Source organism: Janthinobacterium sp. BHSEK (assembly GCF_056174685.1).
Window position 1 is genome coordinate 35,689 of sequence record NZ_JBWBYV010000080.1, and the last position, 19,646, is coordinate 55,334.

Consider the following 19,646-nt stretch of genomic DNA (forward strand, 5'->3'; position numbering starts at 1 on the left):
TCTCGAGATTAATGACGCAAAAGTCACTAAAAACTTTTACGCACGATTATAATTAATAACCAGAAAGTCATTAGCGAGAAGTCGTTCCCCGCCATGGCCAAGCTGATATTGTCACAAATTTAAGGATATCGCGTGCGAAAAAGTTTGGCTTGGCCCAAAGGGCAAGCAAAAAGTTTCTCCGCATAAAAATATTACAGCCCGCATAGTAAAGGAAAATACCTTGTTTGCCCTGAAAACCCTGCGCCGCGAGACCGGCGCATCCGCTCTTCCCGCCCTGCGGCTGATCGCCGCCGCCGCCCTGGCGCTGACCCTGGCGGCTTGTTCCAAGCCTGTCGCCAAAGTGGAAGACGTGCGCCCCGTGCGCGCGATGGTGTTGTCTAGCAGTAATGTCGACGTCAGTGCCGAGCTGGCGGGCGAGGTCGTGCCCCGCGTCGTCTCGCAGCTGGGTTTCCGCGTGGGCGGCAAGATCGTCGCGCGCAAGGTCGACGTGGGTGCCACCGTCAAGAAGGGGCAAGTGCTGATGCAGCTCGATCCGGTCGATTTGCAGCTGTCGCAGGCGCAGGCCAAGGCGTCGCTGGTCAGCGCGGAAACGAGCCGCGACCTGGCGCGCGCGGAATTGAAGCGCTACCAGGACTTGCGCGAGAAAAATTTCGTCAGCCAGGCCGTGCTCGATGGCAAGGATGCCGCCTACAAGGCGGCGCAGGCGAACGTGGAAGCGGCGCAAGCCCTGTACCGGGGCCAGGCGAACCAGTCCGGCTATGCCAGCTTGCTGGCCGACGTCGACGGCGTCGTCACGCGCATCGAGGCTGAAGTGGGGCAGGTGGTGGCGCCTGGCGCACCCGTGGTGCAGGTGGCCAGGAGCGGCGAGAAGGAAGTCGTGATCGGCATTCCCGAAGACAAGGTGGAAACCTTGCGCGGCGTCAAGGATGTGGTGGTGCGCCTGTGGGCCGACCCGAAGCAGGCGCTGCCGGGCAAGATACGCGAAGTGTCGCCCGTGGCCGATGCCGCCACGCGCACCTATCTCGCCAAGGTCAGCATCCCGGACGCGCCGCAAGTGCGCCTGGGCATGACGGCCGTGGTGCAGTTCGCCTCGCAAACGGCCACGCCGCAGATCAAGGTGCCGCTGACGGCTCTGTTCAATGAAAAGTCGCAAAGCTCCGTGTGGGTGGTGGAAAACGGCGCCGTCAAGCTCGTGCCGGTGACGGTGGGCGGCGTGGCGGGCAATGAATTGCTGCTGACCTCGGGCGTGAAAGCGGGGCAGACGGTGGTCACGGCCGGCGTCAACCTGCTCAAGCCTGGCCAGAAAGTGACCATCCTCGGCGCCGAACTGGCCGGCAAGCCTGATGCCGCCGCTGCCGCCGTCAGCGTGGGGGCCGCCAAATGAAGGGCGGCTTCAATCTGTCGCGCTGGGCCCTCGAACACATCCCGCTGACGCGCTACCTGATGGCCGTGCTGCTGATCGGCGGCATGCTCAGCTACGCCAGCCTGGGCCAGGATGAAGATCCCCCGTTCACCTTCCGCGCCATGGTGCTGCAAGCCTACTGGCCCGGCGCCACGGCCTTGCAGATGGCCGAGCAGGTGACGGACAAGCTGGAAAAGAAGCTGCAGGAAACACCCTACATCAATGAAATCACCAGCTACTCGAAGCCGGGCGAAACCTTGATCCTGCTGGAGCTGCGCGAATCGGCGCCGCCCAAGGAAACGGCGGCCGCCTGGTACCAGGTGCGCAAGAAGATCGGCGACATCAAGGGCACCTTGCCGTCCGGCGTCGTGGGTCCGTTCTTCAACGACGAGTTCGGCGACACGTATGGCTCCATCTTCGCCCTGTCCGGCGACGGTTTTACCTACGCGGAAATGAAGGATTACGCGGACAAGGTGCGCCAGGAATTACTTTCCGTGGGACAGGTATCGAAAGTGGAATTGTTCGGCGTGCAAGATGAAAAGATCAATATCATCTTTTCGCACAAGAAATTTGCCCAACTGGGCATTCCTTTCGATGCCATCGTGCAGCAATTGTCCGAGCAAAACAGCATCAACGCCACGGGCGTGCTGGTGACGCCGACGGATAACCTGCAAGTGCGCGTGACGGGCGCCATGGTCACCGTCAAGGATCTGGAAAACCTGGAGCTGCGCGCCAACGGCACCACCTTCCGTCTCGGCGACTTTGCCACCGTGAAACGCGAATTCGTGGATCCGCCGAAGGACAAGATGCGCTTCAATGGCAAGGAAGTGATCGGCCTGGGCGTGTCGATGGAAAAGGGCGGCAACATCATCGACATGGGCAAGGCCCTGCAGGCAACCGTCACGCGCATGAAGAGCGAATTGCCGGTCGGCATAGAATTGCAGCGCGTGTCGAACCAGCCGGAAGCCGTGTCCGCCTCCGTGGGCGAATTCGTGCATACCCTGATCGAAGCCATTTTGATCGTGCTGGCCGTCAGCTTTGTCGCGCTGGGTTTGCACACGAAGCCGCTGCGCATCGACGTGCGTCCGGGCCTGGTGGTGGCGCTGACCATCCCGCTGGTGCTGGCCGTCACCTTCCTGTTCATGCGCCTGCTCGACATCGACTTGCACAAGATTTCGCTGGGCGCCCTGATCATCGCGCTGGGCTTGCTGGTCGACGACGCCATCATCGCCGTCGAGATGATGGTGCGCAAGATGGAAGAGGGCATGTCCCGCTTCGACGCGGCCACGTTTGCCTACACGTCGACGGCCATGCCCATGCTGACGGGCACCCTGATCACGGTGGCGGGCTTTTTGCCCATCGGCCTGGCCAAGTCGGCCGCCGGCGAATACACGTTCTCCCTGTTCTCCGTGAATGCGCTGGCCCTGATCATCTCGTGGGTGGTGGCCGTCGTCTTCACGCCCTACATCGGCTACGTCCTGTTGAAGGTCAAGCCGCACGCGCATAACGACCATGAATTGTTCGATACGCCGAACTTCCGCCGCTTCCGCCGCGCCGTCACCTGGTGCGTGGAATGGCGCAAGACGACGATCGCCGCCACCCTGGCCATCTTTGCGCTCGGTATCTACGGCTTTAACTTTATCGAAAAGCAATTCTTCCCCGATTCCAGCCGCCCCGAACTGATGGTGGAACTGTGGTCGCCCGAAGGCACGACGTTTGCTGCAAACGAGAAACAGGTGAAGAAATTCGAGGCTTTTGTTGGCAAACTCGACGGCGTGGAAAGCGTGACCAGCTATGTGGGAACCGGTAGTCCCCGTTTCTACCTGCCGCTCGATCAGATATTCCCGCAGACCAATGTGTCGCAAGTGGTGGTCTTGCCGAAAAGCCTGGCCGACCGCGAACGCTTGCGCCAGCAAATCGTCGACGTCTTCAAGAAGGATTTTCCGGAAGTGCGGGGCCGTGTCAAACTGCTGCCGAACGGGCCGCCCGTGCCGTATCCCGTGCAATTTCGCGTCACGGGGCCGGAAGTGGCGGGCGTGCGGACCATCGCCGACCAGGTCAAGGACATCATGCGCGCCAATCCGAATACCCTGGGCGTCAATGACAACTGGAACGAATCGGTGAAAGTGCTGCGCCTGGACCTGGACCAGGACAAGATGCGCGCGCTGGGCGTCACCTCGAAAACGGTGATGCAGGCTGCCAATACGATACTGTCGGGCACCGTCATCGGCCAGTTCCGCGAAGACAACAAATTGATCGATATCCAGGTGCGCCAGCCGCTGGAAGAGCGGGCGACGATTTCCGTGCTGAATGACACGAATATCCCGACGGCAACGGGCAAGTCCGTGCCCATTTCGCAGCTGGCCCGTGCGCATTTCGTGTGGGAACCGGGCGTCGTCTGGCGCGACAAGCGCGAATGGGCCATCACCGTGCAGTCGGACGTGGTCGATGGCATCCAGGGCGCCACCGTGTCGACGCAGCTGGCGCCGCAACTGGACGCCTTGCGCGCCAAGTTGCCGGACGGCTACCGCATCACGGTGAAAGGCGTGGCGGCCGACAGCGGCGAAGCGGAAGCGTCGATCGCGGCGAACTTGCCGCTGGCCATCTTCATCATCTTCACCTTGCTGATGCTGCAGCTGCACAGTTTCTCGCGTTCCCTGCTGGTGTTCCTGACGGGGCCGCTGGGCGTGGCGGGCGCCGCTTTCGCCTTGCTGCTGCTGCACCGCCCGCTGGGCTTCGTGGCCAACCTGGGTGTCATCGCACTGTTCGGCATGATCATCCGCAACTCGGTGATCCTCGTCGACCAGATCGAGCAAGACATCAGCGATGGCTCCGCCCCATGGGATGCCATCATCGACTCGGCCGTACGCCGCTGCCGCCCCATCGTGCTGACGGCGGCCGCCGCCGCGCTGGCCATGATCCCGCTGTCGCGTTCGGTCTTCTGGGGCCCGATGGCGGTCGCCATCATGGGCGGCCTGATCCTGGCAACGGCCTTGACCCTGCTGTTCCTGCCGGCCCTGTATGCGGCCTGGTTCCGGGTCAGGAAGCCGGAGGCGGCGACCGCAAAAGAGGGCTAGAAATCGGCATCAAGGTGCCCGCATAAAAAAGGCGGCATTCCTCTGGGAAATCCAGTAGAATGCCGCCTTTGCTTTACCGAGGGCTTGCTCTATAAGTCCGCGGTAGCCAGATCGCTCCCGAGTTGTTAAAATCAGAGGGGCAAGTAGTACAGAGTAGTACAAAATGCGGATGTGGTGGAATTGGTAGACACGCTGGTCTTAGAAGCCAGTGCTTCGGCTTGGGAGTTCGAGTCTCCCCATCCGCACCAATCCGGGTTGTTCCAGCCCGGAAGTGCAGCACCATCAAGATTTTCCCTGAATTCGTATTCCTCAGCCCAATGCGCCCAGTGCGGCCAGTTGCCGGCTCGACTGCTGCACCATCTGCGCAATCAGTGCCTGCGCCTGCGGGTAGCCGCTTCTTTCCATTAATTTATCATCTTCAGTCAGTGGCCAAAGTGCCTGCAGGACGCGTTGCCGCGCCTGCGGCCAGTGTTGCTCCTGTTTATGGGTTGATGGGGGCAGCTCCCTGTCCAGCATGTGCAGCGCGTGCCGCGTCATCGCCACCTCTTGCTCCGCCTGCAATCCCAGCGTATCGCTGCGGGGCGGAGGCTGTTGCGCGAGGTAGGTGTCGAGCTTGCGGCTCTGGCGCTCGTACAGGTCGAGCAGCAGGTGCAAGGTGGCGCCGCTGGGCCGCCGTTGCGTGTCGAGCGCGTCGAGCACGTCCAGCAGCCAGTGCGTCATCTGCCGCCCGGCCAGTCCCAGCTCCGGCCAAGTGGTGCTGTGCAATTGTTCGCCCAGGTAGCGGGCGCGGTCGATGGCGCGCTGGCTGCCGCTCATGTGCTGGCCGATGAGGCCATATTGGGGCGCCAGCGCCGCTTCCTGCCGTTCCGCCAGCAAACAGAGCAGTGCCAGATGGACGTACACGTGGAAGGCGGCCAGGGTGCGGTGGGCATCCCAGTAGTGATTGCCGTCATCATCGGGCGCATTCCACAGCGAGCAGACCTTGGCGCCGTCATCGCGCGCATAGTCTGGCGCCAGCAGGCTGTGGCCGTGGCGGAAGTCGTACAGTTTCTGGTGCAGCGACTCGTGCAGCAAGTGCTCGGCCAGCCACCACGGGTTGCCGATCAGTTCCTGGTTCAGGAACACGCTGCCATTGACGCGAAATTGCGAGCTGGACGCCTTGCCGCGCCAGGTGCCCAGCTTGGGAAACAGGGCGATCAATTGCACGTGAGACAGCGCGCTGGCCGTCAGCCGGGGCAGCAGGGTTTCCAGCAGGCGCAGCCCGCGGCGCAGCAGGGCTCGTTCCTGCGGCGTGGGCGTGGCCAGCGGTGCGCCGTAGTTATCGTCCATCACGGCAAGAAAGGCGCGCGCATACGGCGTATCTTCCTGCCAGGCATGCCAGATGTAGGTGTCCGTTTCTGCGGTTTCATCGCCGACGGATGGCCGCTCCTGCCGCTCCTGCCGCTCCTGCTCTTCGTGCAGGCGCGCCATGGGCGGCAGATGGGCCACCAGCGGTCCGCCGGGCAGGCCCGCGCGCAAGTGCTCGCTGGCCGCCTGGAACAGGGCTGCGCATTGCGGCAGGGGCAAGCCGTACTCGTCTCCGAGGTGCAGCTGGCGCATGGCGTGCTGGACGGCGCAGCGCATCACCGTGTCGCCCAGCAGCTGGCGCCGGCGCGCGGGCGCCGCCGCATCGAGTCCGCTGGCCAGCCGTTCTGCCTCGGGCAGGGTGCTGCCCAGCTTGTGCAGCCGCCGCCGGTAGGCGACGGCCAGCTGGTCGCGGATGTAGCCGCTGTCGCCAAAGGCACGGTGGGTCGTCAGCGCCGTTTCCACGGCGCCCAGCACGTCGGCGCCGGGCGGCGCGGCGCGCAAGGTCTGCGCGGGCTGCATGGGCGGGCGCCGGGTCAGGCGACGGTGGGGTGGTCGTGGTCGTGGTGGCCGTCTCCCTTCATGCGCAACTCCATTTCATCGACTTCCGTCTGGATTTTTTGCAGGTCGTCATCCGTTACGCCGTCAAGCAGGCGGCTGAGGACCATTTGCAGCTTGGCTTTGGCGTTGCTGGAACCGCCGGGTGCGCTATCGCTCATGATGTTTTCTCCCTAAAATTCACTTGGAGAGGGGCGAAGCGGCTTAGGTTTGCCTGAAAAATGGCCAAATTGAGGTAAATCAAAGGTTTTTTGGCCGAAATCTTCGCCAGGAGCGCATTTCTTTGTTTCGGACGGGGCGACAGTTCGCATATACTAATGAGCGAAGCAGGCTGGAAAGCCTGTCTCTGGCGAAATAAAGAATGCCGGGGCAAGAGTAAAGACAGGGCCATCCAGGCTGTAGCGATTCGTTCGCCGCCGCCGGTATCCTCTGTGGCCGGGCTGCAAAGCCAGCCACTTTCCCGAAGTCCTTTGTTATAATGCCACGCTTTACCGAATGATGGCCGGCCCTGCATTTACTTAGAAGCAAGGCTGGACGCTCGGAGCCCTGTCGCAGTACTGGAAGCGGCGGATTGTTTGGTGCCTGGTGCGGGTTTTTCCTCAGCCGGGTAGACCAGGTCCATCGTCCTGCTTGCAGTGCTTTTACAGATGAATATGCGAGCGAGTGAAGCTGGACCCATGTCTTGCCGTCAGTGATGGCGCAAGGGGTCGGGTCTTCTTTTCTCGCACCAACAGTGTTTATTTTTTGGACGATTTTTTACATGGCAACTGCAGTCGAAACCTTGGGCAAACTCGAACGTCGTATCACGATCTCCTTCCCGCTGACGGACGTCCGCACGGAAGTTGAGAAGCGCCTGAAAGTGCAAGCCCGTACGGCTAAGGCACCGGGCTTCCGTCCGGGCAAAGTGCCGTTGAAAATGGTCGCAGCACAATACGGCTACCAAATTGAATCCGAAGTGCTGAATGACAAAGTCGGCCGCGCGTTCAACGACGCCGCCAACGAAAACAATCTGCGCGTGGCCGGTTTCCCGAACATCGTGCCGAAAGAAGAAGCAGCCGAAGGCCAGCTGGCTTTCGACGCCACGTTCGAAGTTTATCCGGAAGTCGCCATCGGCGACCTGACGGCCGTTGAAATCGAAACCGTGCAAGCCGACGTGTCGGAAGCCGAAATCGACAAGACCATCGACATCCTGCGCAAGCAGCGCGTGCACTTCCACACCAAGGGCGAAGCTGGCGAACACGGCGACGGCGGTGAGCCGATCGCCGCCAACGGCGACCGCGTGACCGTCGACTTCGTCGGCTCGATCGACGGCGTTGAGTTCCCAGGCGGCAAAGCTGAAGGCTACGCTTTCGTGCTGGGCGAAGGCCGCATGCTGCCGGAATTCGAAGCAGCGACCCTGGGCCTGAAAGTGGGCGAGTCGAAGACTTTCCCATTGTCGTTCCCTGAGGACTACCACGGTAAAGACGTGGCCGGCAAAACCGCTTCGTTCACCATCACCCTGCAAAAGCTGGAATGGGCGCACCTGCCGGAAGTCGATGCCGAATTCGCCAAATCGCTGGGCGTTGCCGATGGCGACCTGGCCAAAATGCGCGAAGACATCAAAGTCAACCTGCAGCGTGAAGTCGCTGGCCGCGTAAAAGCACGCAACAAGGAAGCCGTCATGGACGCGCTGATCAAAGTTGCTGAGCTGGAAGTGCCAAAAACCCTGATCGCTCAGGATTCCGAGCGCCTGGCTGAAATGACCCGCCAGGACATGGCGCAGCGCGGCATGAACGTCAAGGACGTGCCTTTCCCAGCAGAACTGTTCGCGGAAAAAGCCGAGCGTCGCGTACGCCTGGGCCTGATACTGTCGCAACTGGTGGGCGACAACAACCTGCAGGCAACGCCTGAGCAAGTCAAGGCGCAGATCGAAGATTTCGCACAAAGCTACGAAGATCCACGCGAAGTGCTGAAGTACTACTACAGCGACCGTCGTCGTCTGGGTGAGATCGAAGCCCTTGTATTGGAAGAAAACGTCGTCACTTACGTGTTGGGCCTGTCGAAAGTCACGACGAAAGCAGTTGCTTTCGACGAACTGATGGGAAGCAACGCACAAGCGTAAACCAGTTGGTATCCGGACGCCGCTCCCGGCCCTAAGGCTGTGGCGGCGCCCTCTAACTGCTTCACAAGGAAATGAAATGACAGGTATGAACCGTAATCCGGCGCTGGACACAGAGATGCTCGGCCTGGTGCCGATGGTGGTGGAACAAAGCGGTCGCGGCGAGCGCTCGTATGATATTTACTCGCGCCTGCTGAAGGAACGCTTGATTTTCATGGTCGGCCCGGTCAATGACCAGATGGCCAACCTGGTTGTCGCCCAGCTGCTGTTCCTGGAAAGCGAAAATCCGGAAAAGGAAATCTCGCTCTACATCAACTCGCCAGGTGGTTCGGTCTCGGCCGGCATGGCCATCTACGACACCATGCAGTTCATCAAGCCGGACGTCTCGACCCTGTGTACCGGGATGGCCGCCTCGATGGGGGCCTTCCTGCTGGCCGCCGGCGCCAAGGGCAAGCGTTTCTCGCTGCCGAACTCGCGCATCATGATTCACCAGCCGTCCGGTGGTTCGCAAGGCATGGCGTCGGACATCGAGATCCAGGCGAAGGAAATCCTTTACCTGCGTACCCGCTTGAACGGCATCATGGCCGAGCGCACGGGCCAGTCGATCGAGCAGATCGCCAAGGACACCGACCGCGACCGTTTCATGTCCGCCGACGAGGCCGTTGAGTATGGTTTGATCGACAAAGTGTTGACCAGCCGCGCTTGATGAGCCCCTACCGGTATTGCTAAGCAAGTAAGTAAACGCCCGGGCGATCAAACGTTCGGGCGTTTCGCTTTTATTTCGGGTAGCATGGAGCTTGTGCACGTTGTTGACTTGCGCCATGGGTAGCTGCCTTTCCGGCAACTACCGCACTCCGGCTTGCGATTTTGCAATATTGTTAATGCAGTTCCAACCAAAATGCCTTATGTCAGACAAAAAATCCTCTAGCGGCGAAAAATTACTGTATTGCTCGTTCTGCGGCAAAAGCCAGCACGAGGTGAAGAAACTCATCGCCGGCCCGTCCGTGTTCATTTGCGACGAGTGCATCGACCTGTGCAACGACATCATCCGTGATGAAACGTCGAGCATCGAGACGGTGACCGGCACCAAATCCGACCTGCCCACGCCGCAAGAAATTGCCGCCTTGCTCGATCAGTACGTGATCGGCCAGCAGACTGCCAAGCGCATCCTGTCGGTGGCGGTGTACAACCATTACAAGCGCCTCAAGCACCTGGGCAAGAAAGACGACATCGAACTGGCCAAGAGCAACATCTTGCTGGTCGGTCCTACCGGCTCGGGCAAGACCCTGCTGGCACAGACCCTGGCGCGCATGCTCAACGTGCCGTTCGTGATCGCCGACGCCACCACCCTGACCGAAGCCGGTTACGTGGGCGAGGACGTGGAAAACATCATCCAGAAGCTGCTGCAAAGCTGCAACTATGACGTCGAGAAAGCCCAGCGCGGCATCGTCTACATCGATGAAATCGACAAGATTTCGCGCAAGTCCGACAATCCGTCCATCACGCGCGACGTGTCGGGCGAGGGCGTGCAGCAAGCCTTGCTCAAGCTCATCGAAGGCACGATGGCTTCCGTGCCGCCACAAGGCGGCCGCAAGCATCCGAACCAGGATTTCGTGCAGATCGACACGACCAACATCATGTTCATCTGCGGCGGCGCCTTCGACGGTCTGTCGAAAGTGATCGCCAACCGTTCCGAAAAGAGCGGCATCGGCTTCTCGGCCACCGTGCGCAGCAAGTCGCAAAGCTCGGCCAGCGAACTGATGTTGCAAGCGGAACCGGAAGATCTGGTCAAGTTCGGCCTGATCCCGGAACTGGTCGGCCGTCTGCCCGTCATCGCCACCCTGGCGGAATTGACGGAAGAGGCGCTGATCCAGATCCTCGTCGAGCCGAAGAATGCGCTGATCAAGCAGTATTCGAAGCTGCTCGAGATGGAAGGTGCGGAACTGGAGATCCGTCCGGCCGCCCTGCATGCGATCGCCAGGAAAGCGCTGGCGCGCAAGACCGGTGCCCGTGGCCTGCGTTCCATCCTGGAACATGCTTTGCTGGACGTCATGTACGAACTGCCGAGCGAACAAAATGTGGTGAAGGTCGTCATCGACGAAAATACCATCACCAGCGGCGCCAAACCTTTGTTGATTTATCAAGAGACTGCCAAGGCCTCCGGAGAAAATTGATTACTGCCGAGACAAATGCATAAAAAGGGTTTTGATTCCTTAATGCATGGCAGTACAATTTAAATCAATGAGTGCAGGCTTCAATCGGAAAGCCACTCGCGGCGCTTAGCTGCGCGTGGCTTTTTTACTGTGAAAACTGCATTTGTTACCGTCATGCGGGTGTGTTTTGCGAAATAGACAGAAAAATGTTTGTTTCACAGAATTATTTATTCTCGCCGGTCTTGTGTTTTGGCAGCGAGCGCCAACATCGTAAACACGCTTTCTATAAGGTACGCCATGACAACTTCCAAATTAACTGAGCAAACTCAACTGCCGTTATTGCCGTTGCGGGATGTCGTCGTTTTCCCGCATATGGTGATACCGCTGTTCGTTGGCCGTCCAAAGTCGATCAAGGCGCTGGAAGCTGCGATGGAGCAGGGCAAGAGCATCATGCTTGCCGCTCAAAAAGCAGCCGCGAAGGACGAGCCGTCTCCTTCGGATATCTATGAAATTGGCTGCGTTGCCAATATTCTGCAAATGCTGAAGCTGCCCGATGGCACCGTCAAGGTGCTGGTCGAAGGCGCGCAGCGTGCCCGTATCAACCACATCAGCGATGCGCCGACGCACTTCATCGCCGACCTGACGCCGCTCGAGTCCGAGCCGGGCGACGAGTCGGAAGTCGAAGCCATGCGCCGCGCGATCGTGCAGCAGTTCGACCAGTACGTCAAACTGAACAAAAAGATCCCGCCGGAAATCCTGGCATCCTTGTCGGGCATCGACGATGCCGGCCGCCTGGCCGACACGGTGGCCGCGCATCTGCCTCTGAAGCTGGAGCAAAAACAAGTCATTCTGGAAATTTTCAGCGTGGCCAAGCGCCTCGAGCACCTGCTGGGCCAGCTCGAAGGCGAGCTCGACATCCTGCAGGTGGAAAAGCGCATTCGCGGCCGCGTCAAGCGCCAGATGGAAAAGTCGCAGCGCGAGTACTACCTGAACGAGCAAGTCAAGGCGATCCAGAAAGAACTGGGCGAGGGCGAGGATGGCGCCGACCTCGACGAGCTGGAGAAAAAAGTCGCTTCGGCCAAGATGCCGAAGGAAGCGCTCGACAAGGCCACCAACGAGCTGAAGAAGCTGAAACTGATGTCGCCGATGTCGGCCGAAGCCACCGTCGTGCGCAACTACATCGACACCCTCGTCAACTTGCCTTGGAAAAAGAAATCCAAGGTCAATAACGACTTGTCGAATGCGGAAAAAGTGCTCGAAGGCGACCACTACGGCCTCGACAAGGTCAAGGAACGCATCCTGGAATACCTCGCGGTGCAACAGCGCGTCGACAAGCTCAAAGCGCCTATCCTGTGCTTCGTCGGCCCTCCGGGCGTGGGCAAGACCTCGCTGGGCCAGTCCATCGCCCGCGCGACGAACCGCAAGTTCGTGCGCATGGCCCTGGGCGGCGTGCGCGACGAAGCCGAGATCCGCGGCCACCGCCGCACCTACATCGGCTCGATGCCGGGCAAGATCTTGCAATCGCTGTCGAAAGTCGGCGTGCGCAATCCTTTGTTCCTGCTCGACGAAGTCGACAAGATGGGCGCCGATTTCCGTGGCGATCCATCGTCGGCCCTGCTGGAAGTGTTAGACCCGGAACAGAACCACACGTTCTCCGACCATTACATCGAAGTCGATTTCGACCTCTCCGACGTGATGTTCGTGGCCACGTCGAACTCGTACAACATTCCGCCAGCCTTGCTCGACCGCATGGAAGTGATCCGTCTGTCCGGTTACACGGAAGATGAAAAGACCAGCATCGCGCAGCGTTACCTGCTGCCGAAGCAGATCAAGAACAATGGCTTGAAGGAAGAAGAAATCTCGGTGGCCGAGTCGGCCTTGCGCGACATCATCCGCTACTACACGCGGGAAGCCGGTGTGCGTTCGCTCGAGCGTGAAGTGTCGAAGATCTGCCGCAAGGTGGTCAAGATGCTGCTGCTGAAGAAATCCGACAAGAAAGTCATCGTCAACTCGAAGAACCTGGACAAGTTCCTCGGCGTGCGCCGCTACGATTTCGGTGTCGCAGAGAAAGAAAACCAGGTGGGCCAGGTGGTCGGTCTGGCATGGACGGAAGTGGGCGGCGATCTGCTGACCATCGAAGCCGTGTCGATGCCGGGCAAGGGCGGCATCATCCGCACGGGTACCCTGGGCGACGTCATGAAAGAGTCGATCGAGGCGGCCCGCACGGTGGTGCGCAGCCGGGCACAGCGCCTGGGCATCAAGGCGGACGTGTTCGAGAAGAGCGACATCCATATCCACGTGCCGGAAGGCGCGACACCGAAGGACGGTCCTTCGGCTGGCGCGGCCATGACGGTGGCGATGGTGTCGGTCTTCACGGGCATCCCCGTGCGCGCCGACGTGGCGATGACGGGCGAGATCACCTTGCGCGGCGAAGTGCTGCCGATCGGCGGCCTGAAGGAAAAGCTGCTGGCGGCCCATCGCGGCGGCATCAAGACGGTCCTGATTCCCGAGCAGAATGTGAAAGACCTGGCCGACATTCCGGACAACGTCAAGAACAAACTGGAGATCGTGCCCGTGCGCTGGATCGACAAAGTGCTGGAAATCGCCCTCGAACGCATGCCTGAAGCGTTGGCGGACGTCGCTGCGGTGGAGGCTGTCACGGCCGCCGCGGCCAAGCCTGACGCGGCCGGCGAGGTAGTAAAACACTAACGTTTTACCCCTGTTTTCCCCAAACAAGCGCTTTTAGAGCGCTTGTTTTATATTGAAACGTGAATTGCGCCCCCAAAGCGCTTGACACATATACAGTGTGGCTTGTTTAATACGCCTGCACATTTTTTTCGCCGGACAGCTGTGGTGCCAAAAGTGCCGCAACGATACGGTAAACGTTTTATACCTTTGTAATTGGGGATGCTAGTGAACAAGACTGAATTGATCGACCACATTGCTGAAAAAGCTGACATTTCCAAAGCCGCCGCTGCGCGCGCACTCGACGCTGTTATCGGCGGCGTGACGGAAACTTTGAAAAACAACGACAGCGTGACGCTGGTTGGTTTTGGCACTTTCTCGGTCAGCGAACGCGCTGAGCGTACCGGCCGCAATCCGCGTACCAAAGAAGCGATCACGATCGAAGCAGCAAAAGTTCCAAAATTTAAAGCTGGTAAAGCTTTGAAGGATGCTGTAAACTAACGGACTTCGGTGAGGTGACAATCACCGGAAACATTTGGCGGCGCCTTCGGGTGCCGCGATTTCAAGGTTGAAGTTCTGCGAATCGCAACCTTGAATACAAATGCAAGCAGTACTGTGTATTTTTCGGAGTGGTAGTTCAGTTGGTTAGAATGCCGGCCTGTCACGTCGGAGGTCGCGGGTTCGAGTCCCGTCCGCTCCGCCAAAAAAATACGCTCTCAAGGAGTGGTAGTTCAGTTGGTTAGAATACCGGCCTGTCACGTCGGGGGTCGCGGGTTCGAGTCCCGTCCGCTCCGCCAGAATATAGAAGCCCGCGCTGCTGAATAAGTAGCGCGGGTTTTTCTTTTTCAGCGCCAGATTATCCCGGCGCGTCTGCTTTTAAAATCCCGTCCCGCCGTTTTGAATAAAAAAAAGCCTGCGTTTAAATCCGCTTTAAGCTGCGCCCGGTTAAATGCACGGGGCCGGCGCCTTGCCGTCCATGCGGCGCCGGGGCAGGGCGCGCGCCCTGATTTACTCTTGCTATAGCGCTATGGGCATTGTAGAATCAGGAGATAATGGCTTGGGCGTCAGAATCCTGCTTTAGTTCCAGCGCCAAGTTGTTGAATCTAAAGGGGAAGTGGACATCTGTCCCGTCCATTCCGCCGAAGAAATCAAGGCGAACGCATGTTCGCCTTTTTTTATAGTGATCCACTCATCCCGAATTGGCTGACCATGTTTGAATTTATTCGTACCCATCGACGCTTGATGCAGTTTCTCTTGATGCTGGTCATCGTCCCGTCTTTTGCACTGGTCGGTATCAGCGGCTACCAAAGCTTCGGCGACGGCGCGAACACCATCGCCAAGGTCGGCGACCAGGTCGTTACGCAGCAGCAATATGAAGAAGCGCAACGCCAGCAGATCGACCGCTACCGCCAGATGATGGGCGAGCAGTTCGACCAGAAAATGTTCGATACGCCGGAAGCGCGCCAGAGCATCCTCGACAACCTGATCGCCGAGCGCGCCGTGGCCGCCGAAGTGGGCCGTAGCCACCTGGTCATCAGCGATGCCGTGCTGCAAAAGGAAGTGCTGGAAATTCCAGGCTTGACCTTGCCGGACGGTAAATTCGATCTGGAACGCTACAAGGCCATGCTGGCCGCCCAAGGCATGACGCCGCAGATGTACGATGCGCGCCGCCGCAGCGACCTGGCCCTGCAGCAACTGGCCGGCGCCGTGCAAGGCACCGCCTTCGCGCCGAACACCGTCTCCAAGCGCCTGTCCGACATCACCTCGGAAGAGCGCGAAGTGCAGGAACTGCTGTTGCCGATCGCCCAGTACGTGCCGGAAGTCAAAGTGACGGACGCCATGATCAAGGCTTTCTATGACAAGAACAGCAAGTTCTTCGAAATCCCGGAACAAGCCAAGGTCGAATACGTCGTGCTCGACGACAGCGCCGCCGGCGAGCAAGTCGACGTCAGCGACACCGACGTAACCGCCTACTACGCGAAGAACCAGAAAGCCTACACGACGGAAGAAGCGCGCCAGGCCAGCCACATCCTGGTCGCCGTCAAGAAAGACGCCTCGGCCGCCGACAAGGCAGCCGCCAAGGCCAAGGTCGAAGCCATCCTGGCTGAGGTGCGCAAAACGCCTGCCAACTTTGCCGCCGTAGCCAAGGCCAAGTCGGAAGACCCGGCATCCGCCGAGCAGGGCGGCGACCTGGGCGTAATCGGCAAGGATGGCTTGCCGGCACCGCTGCTGAGCGCTGTCAGCAAACTCAAGCAAGGCGAAATCAGCGACGTCGTCGCATCCGATTTCGGCTACCACATCCTGACCGTCACCTCGCTCAAGCCGCAGCACGTACGTGCGCTCGATGAAGTACGGGGCGAAATCACGGCCGACCTGCGCAAGCAATTCGCTGCCAAGAAATACTCGGAAATGGCGGAAACGTTCACCAACACGGTCTACGAGCAATCGGACAGCCTGAAGCCGGTGGCCGACAAGCTGAAGCTGAAAGTGGAAACCGTCGCCAACCTGTCGCGCACACCGTCACCGGCACTGGGCAAGGCGCCGTTCAACAACGCCAAGTTCCTGACCGCCATCTTCTCGAACGACTCGCTGAAAGACAAGCGCAACACGGAAGCCGTCACCGTCGCACCGAACGTGCTGATCGCCGGCCGCGTGGTGGAATTCAAGCCCGCCTCGAAGCGTCCGCTGGCCGAAGTCGAAGCGATGATCCGTCAGCGCGTGACCATGGAAGAAGCGGAAAAGCTGGCCAAGAAAGCGGGCGAGACCAAGCTGGCCGCCTTGAAAGCCTCGGGTGATGCGAGCGGTTTCGGCGCAGCCCAATGGGTATCGCGCAGCAAGCTGGACGGCATCAACCGCGCCGCCATCGCACAAGTTATGAAGGCGGACACGAGCAAGCTGCCAGCCTATGTGGGCGTGGACTTGCCAGCCCTGGGCTACGGCATCTACCGCATCGCCAAGGTGCAGCAGCCAGCCCAAGTGGACGCGGCGCGCCGCCAGCAAGAGAAAGACCAGATCGGCGGCATCCTGGCACAACAGGAAATGTTCGATTACGTCGAATACCTGAAAGCCAAGGCCAAGGTGAAGATCGTCAAGCCGGTCACCGCCCCAGTCGCCGCCGCGCCGGAAGCGCCGTAAGATTTAGTTTCCACGCATAAAAATAGCCGCTTTCGAGCGGCTATTTTTTTGTCTGCAGAATTTGTGGACTTACTTGGCTTTCAGCAACGGCGCCAGTTGCGGCCAGATGTTTTTCAGGATGGTCGGATGCGCCTTGGCATTCGGGTGCATGCGGTCGGCCTGGAACAGCTGCGGCTGGTCGGCGATGCCTTCGAACATGAAGGGCACGAGCGGCGCTTGCCATTCCTTGGCCAGCTTGCCGTACACGCCATAAAACTGCTCGCCATAGGCGCGGCCATAGTTGGGCGGCATGCGCATGCCCACCAGCACGACCTGCGCGCCCGATTTTTTTGCCGCCTCGCCCATGGCGCGCAGATTCGCTTCGGCGGCCGCCACGGGCAAGCCGCGCAAGCCGTCGTTGGCGCCCAGTTCGATCAGCACGACGTCGGGCTGGTGCTTGGCCAGCAGGGCGGGCAGGCGCGCGCGGCCGCCGCTGGTGGTCTCGCCGCTGATGCTGGCGTTGACGATGCGCGTATCGTTCTTTTGCGTTTGCAGCCGCTGTTCCAGCAGCGCCACCCAGCCAGTACCGCGTGCCAGCCCATACTCGGCCGAGAGACTATCGCCGAGCACCAGCAGCGTTTTTGGTGCAGAATAGGCGTTCGTCATGCTCGATACCAGCAGCAGGGCTGCCGCAGGAAGCAGGGACAGCGTGCGCCGCCGCATGCGGCTGCCGCCCTTGACACTTATTTGTTCACGAAATTTTTTAAGATAGATCAGCATGCCCGAATTCCCTAAAGCGACTTCCACCAGTTTTCTTCCATCAGACGCGGCGGCCCGGCGGCCCGCCGCACTCAACAGTCAAAACAGCCAAAATGCCCGGCCGGCCATCGAAGTGGTCCAGCTGGCCAAGCGCGTACCCGATGCCGATGGTGAGCTGACCATCCTGCATCAGGTCGATTTTACCGTGCAAACGGCGGAGACGCTGGCCATCGTCGGCGCCTCCGGTTCCGGTAAGTCCACGTTGCTCGGCTTGCTGGCGGGACTGGACACGCCCAGCGACGGCAAGGTGGTGCTTGACGGCACCGATATCTTCGCCCTCGACGAAGACGGCCGCGCCGGTTTCCGCAAGGAAAAGCTCGGTTTCGTGTTCCAGTCGTTCCAGCTGCTGGCACACCTGACGGCGCTGGAAAACGTTATGCTGCAGCTGGAATTGCGGGGCGACCCCGATGCGAAGGAAAAGGCGCAAGCCATGCTGGGCCGCGTCAACCTGGGCAGCCGCCTGAAACACTATCCGAAATACCTGTCCGGCGGCGAGCAGCAGCGCGTGGCGCTGGCGCGCGCGTTTGTGACGGAGCCGCCGCTGCTGTTCGCCGACGAGCCGACGGGCAGCCTGGACGCCGCCACGGGCGAGGCCGTGATCCAGCTGATGTTCGAGCTGAACCGCGAACGGGGTTCGACCCTGGTGCTGGTCACGCACGACAGCTCGATCGCGGCCCGTTGCGGGCGCACCATCACGATTGCGGCGGGCAGGCTGGTGTGATTGCTGGTGGTGATTGTCGGATTACGCGCTGCGCGCTAATCCGACCTACCCGACCTCCGGGCCGTAGGTTGGATTAGCGCAGCGTAATCCAACACCACCGCACCGCCTACCTATGCCGACAAGGCATTGATCAAGCTGCGTATTGCCGGTATCAATTCCCCCGCCGTCAAGCCGATCGGGCCGCTGCCTGCCGCCACCAGCGCATCGGCCGCCGCGCCGTGCAGCCAGACGGCGCCGAGCGCCGCTTCCCATTCCGGCCAGCCCTGCGCCAGCAGGCTGCCGCACAGGCCGGACAATACATCGCCCGTGCCGGCCGTCGCCAGCGCGGGACCGCCCGTGTTGTTGACGACCACCTGGCCATCGGGCGCGGCGATCACCGTGCCGGAACCTTTCAATACGACGATGACGCCCAGCTGCGTGGCCAGCTGGCGCGCCGCGCCCAGGCGGTCGGCCTGCACTTCGGCCACCGTCAGGTCGAGCAGCCGGGCCGCTTCCAGCGGATGCGGCGTCAATATCGTCGCCCCCGCGCCCGTGCGCACGGCCAGCGCCGATTGCAGCTCCGGCTCGGCCGCCATCAGGTTCAGCGCGTCGGCGTCCAGCAGCAGCGGGCTGTCGCTGTCAATGGCGCGCTGCAGCAGTTCCACCGTATCGGTGTCGTCACCCAGGCCCGGCCCCGCCACCAGCGCGGCAAAGTGCAGGCCCGAGAAATCCACGTCCTGGGCACGGCGGCACATCAGCTCCGGCTGGCCGCTGTCGAACGCGGGCGGTGCGTCGGGAAAGGCGACATACACGCGTCCCGCGCCCGCATGCAGGGCCGTGCGGGCCGCCAGGATGGGCGCGCCCGCCATGCCTTGCGCGCCCCCGATGACGGCCACGCTGCCATAGCTGCCCTTGTGCGTATTCTGCCGGCGCGGCTGCAACTGGCGCGCGAACAGGTGCAGGCCGCCCAGCTGGGCCCTGGCGGGCGGCAGCAAGGCAGGGTCGATGGCCAGCGCCGCCACTTCCACTTCGCCCGCGTAATCGCGGCCGTTCGCCGTGTGCAGGCCCGGCTTGTCGCCGATGAAGGTGAGCGTGTGCGTGGCGCGGATGGCGACGCCGTCGATGGCGCCCGTGTCCGCGTGCAGGCCGCTGGGCACGTCGAGCGCCAGCACGGGCCATTCGAGCTTGTTGACCAGCTGTGCCATGTCGCGGCATTCGCCGTCCAGGGGACGCGACGCGCCGATGCCGAACAGGCCATCGATGACGAGGTCCCATGGCGCGGCGCCCACGGCGGCCGATGCCGTGCTGGTCGCCGCTTCCATGCAGCGCGCGGCGCTGTTGCGGGCGCGGCTCAGGGCCTGCTCGCGTTCGGGCGACGTGGCCGCTGCTTCGGGCGCCAGCCATATCAGCACCTCGGTGCCACTGGCGGCCAGGTGCGCGGCCGCTTCCAGCGCATCGCCGCCGTTGTCGCCCGGGCCGGCCAGCACGAGCACGCGCCGGTGGCCCGCCTCGTCGCCATCCTCCTGCGCGTGCAGCAGCTTCAGGGCGGCGCTGGCGGCGGCCTGGCCCGCGCGCTGCATCAGCAGCCCTTGCGGCAGGTCGCGCAGGGCGGCTTGTTCGATGGCGCGCAGTTCGGCGATGGAGTACAGCGCAAGGGTGCTACCGGCAGAGTCGATCGGGGTCATGGGGTGTTCCG

General features: G+C 61.1%; 13 protein-coding genes and 3 tRNA genes. 12 read left to right on the forward strand and 4 right to left on the reverse strand.

Translation table 11 applies throughout. The features are described from left to right. Window positions 1-220 precede the first annotated feature (220 nt). From AC0V2Y_RS23850 to AC0V2Y_RS23860, 3 genes are all read left to right on the forward strand, one after another. Window positions 221-1,384: an efflux RND transporter periplasmic adaptor subunit gene (locus AC0V2Y_RS23850; protein WP_475414519.1), complete on the forward strand. Its 1,164-nt coding sequence runs from the start codon at window positions 221-223 to the stop codon at window positions 1,382-1,384. Further along, window positions 1,381-4,479 (forward strand): efflux RND transporter permease subunit, encoded by a 3,099-nt coding sequence (locus tag AC0V2Y_RS23855; protein ID WP_475414520.1) that lies wholly within the window; start codon window positions 1,381-1,383, stop codon window positions 4,477-4,479. The genes AC0V2Y_RS23850 and AC0V2Y_RS23855 overlap by 4 nt, the downstream gene beginning before the upstream one ends. Before the next feature lie 165 nt (window positions 4,480-4,644). Further along, window positions 4,645-4,727 (forward strand) — tRNA-Leu (locus AC0V2Y_RS23860). Window positions 4,728-4,788: 61 nt separating this feature from the next. On the opposite strand, the gene AC0V2Y_RS23865 is transcribed toward AC0V2Y_RS23860, so the two are convergent. Both AC0V2Y_RS23865 and AC0V2Y_RS23870 read right to left on the reverse strand, forming a co-directional pair. Next, the gene (locus AC0V2Y_RS23865) at window positions 4,789-6,345 is read right to left on the reverse strand and encodes a hypothetical protein (protein ID WP_475414521.1); all 1,557 of its coding nucleotides are present in this window, start codon (window positions 6,343-6,345) and stop codon (window positions 4,789-4,791) included. A gap of 14 nt (window positions 6,346-6,359) precedes the next feature. After that, complete coding sequence (locus AC0V2Y_RS23870) at window positions 6,360-6,542, reverse strand: hypothetical protein (RefSeq protein WP_230538138.1); 183 nt, start codon at window positions 6,540-6,542, stop codon at window positions 6,360-6,362. Window positions 6,543-7,141: 599 nt separating this feature from the next. Between AC0V2Y_RS23870 and tig the strand changes: the two genes are divergently transcribed. The 8 genes from tig (at window position 7,142) to AC0V2Y_RS23910 (ending at window position 16,452) form a co-directional block, all read left to right on the forward strand. Then, window positions 7,142-8,482, forward strand: a complete 1,341-nt coding sequence (gene tig, locus AC0V2Y_RS23875; protein ID WP_070311992.1) for a trigger factor — start codon at window positions 7,142-7,144, stop codon at window positions 8,480-8,482. 85 nt (window positions 8,483-8,567) lie between these two features. Beyond that, window positions 8,568-9,185, forward strand: coding sequence for an ATP-dependent Clp endopeptidase proteolytic subunit ClpP (gene clpP / locus AC0V2Y_RS23880; protein WP_374106865.1), 618 nt, complete (start codon window positions 8,568-8,570; stop codon window positions 9,183-9,185). Between the two features lie 199 nt (window positions 9,186-9,384). Beyond that, complete coding sequence (gene clpX, locus AC0V2Y_RS23885) at window positions 9,385-10,653, forward strand: ATP-dependent Clp protease ATP-binding subunit ClpX (RefSeq protein WP_076568804.1); 1,269 nt, start codon at window positions 9,385-9,387, stop codon at window positions 10,651-10,653. 276 nt (window positions 10,654-10,929) lie between these two features. Further along, window positions 10,930-13,341 (forward strand): endopeptidase La, encoded by a 2,412-nt coding sequence (gene lon, locus AC0V2Y_RS23890; RefSeq protein ID WP_034751007.1) that lies wholly within the window; start codon window positions 10,930-10,932, stop codon window positions 13,339-13,341. A 204-nt stretch (window positions 13,342-13,545) separates the two neighbouring features. After that, window positions 13,546-13,818, forward strand: coding sequence for an HU family DNA-binding protein (locus tag AC0V2Y_RS23895; RefSeq protein WP_010398442.1), 273 nt, complete (start codon window positions 13,546-13,548; stop codon window positions 13,816-13,818). Between the two features lie 125 nt (window positions 13,819-13,943). Then, window positions 13,944-14,020: transfer RNA gene (locus AC0V2Y_RS23900), tRNA-Asp, on the forward strand. Window positions 14,021-14,037: 17 nt separating this feature from the next. After that, a tRNA-Asp gene (locus tag AC0V2Y_RS23905) sits at window positions 14,038-14,114 on the forward strand. A 412-nt stretch (window positions 14,115-14,526) separates the two neighbouring features. Continuing rightward, a complete protein-coding gene (locus AC0V2Y_RS23910; protein WP_475414522.1) occupies window positions 14,527-16,452 on the forward strand; it encodes a SurA N-terminal domain-containing protein in 1,926 nt (641 codons plus the stop codon). A gap of 69 nt (window positions 16,453-16,521) precedes the next feature. On the opposite strand, the gene AC0V2Y_RS23915 is transcribed toward AC0V2Y_RS23910, so the two are convergent. Next, the gene (locus AC0V2Y_RS23915; RefSeq protein ID WP_475414523.1) at window positions 16,522-17,211 is read right to left on the reverse strand and encodes an arylesterase; all 690 of its coding nucleotides are present in this window, start codon (window positions 17,209-17,211) and stop codon (window positions 16,522-16,524) included. Here AC0V2Y_RS23915 and AC0V2Y_RS23920 point away from each other — a divergent pair. Beyond that, the gene (locus AC0V2Y_RS23920; RefSeq protein WP_475414524.1) at window positions 17,210-17,971 is read left to right on the forward strand and encodes an ABC transporter ATP-binding protein; all 762 of its coding nucleotides are present in this window, start codon (window positions 17,210-17,212) and stop codon (window positions 17,969-17,971) included. The two genes, AC0V2Y_RS23915 and AC0V2Y_RS23920, sit on opposite strands and share 2 nt — an antisense overlap. Window positions 17,972-18,081: 110 nt before the next feature. Here the strand turns inward: AC0V2Y_RS23920 and AC0V2Y_RS23925 are convergent, their stop codons facing one another. Next, complete coding sequence (locus AC0V2Y_RS23925; RefSeq protein ID WP_475414525.1) at window positions 18,082-19,635, reverse strand: NAD(P)H-hydrate dehydratase; 1,554 nt, start codon at window positions 19,633-19,635, stop codon at window positions 18,082-18,084. Between the last annotated feature and the right edge of the window lie 11 nt (window positions 19,636-19,646).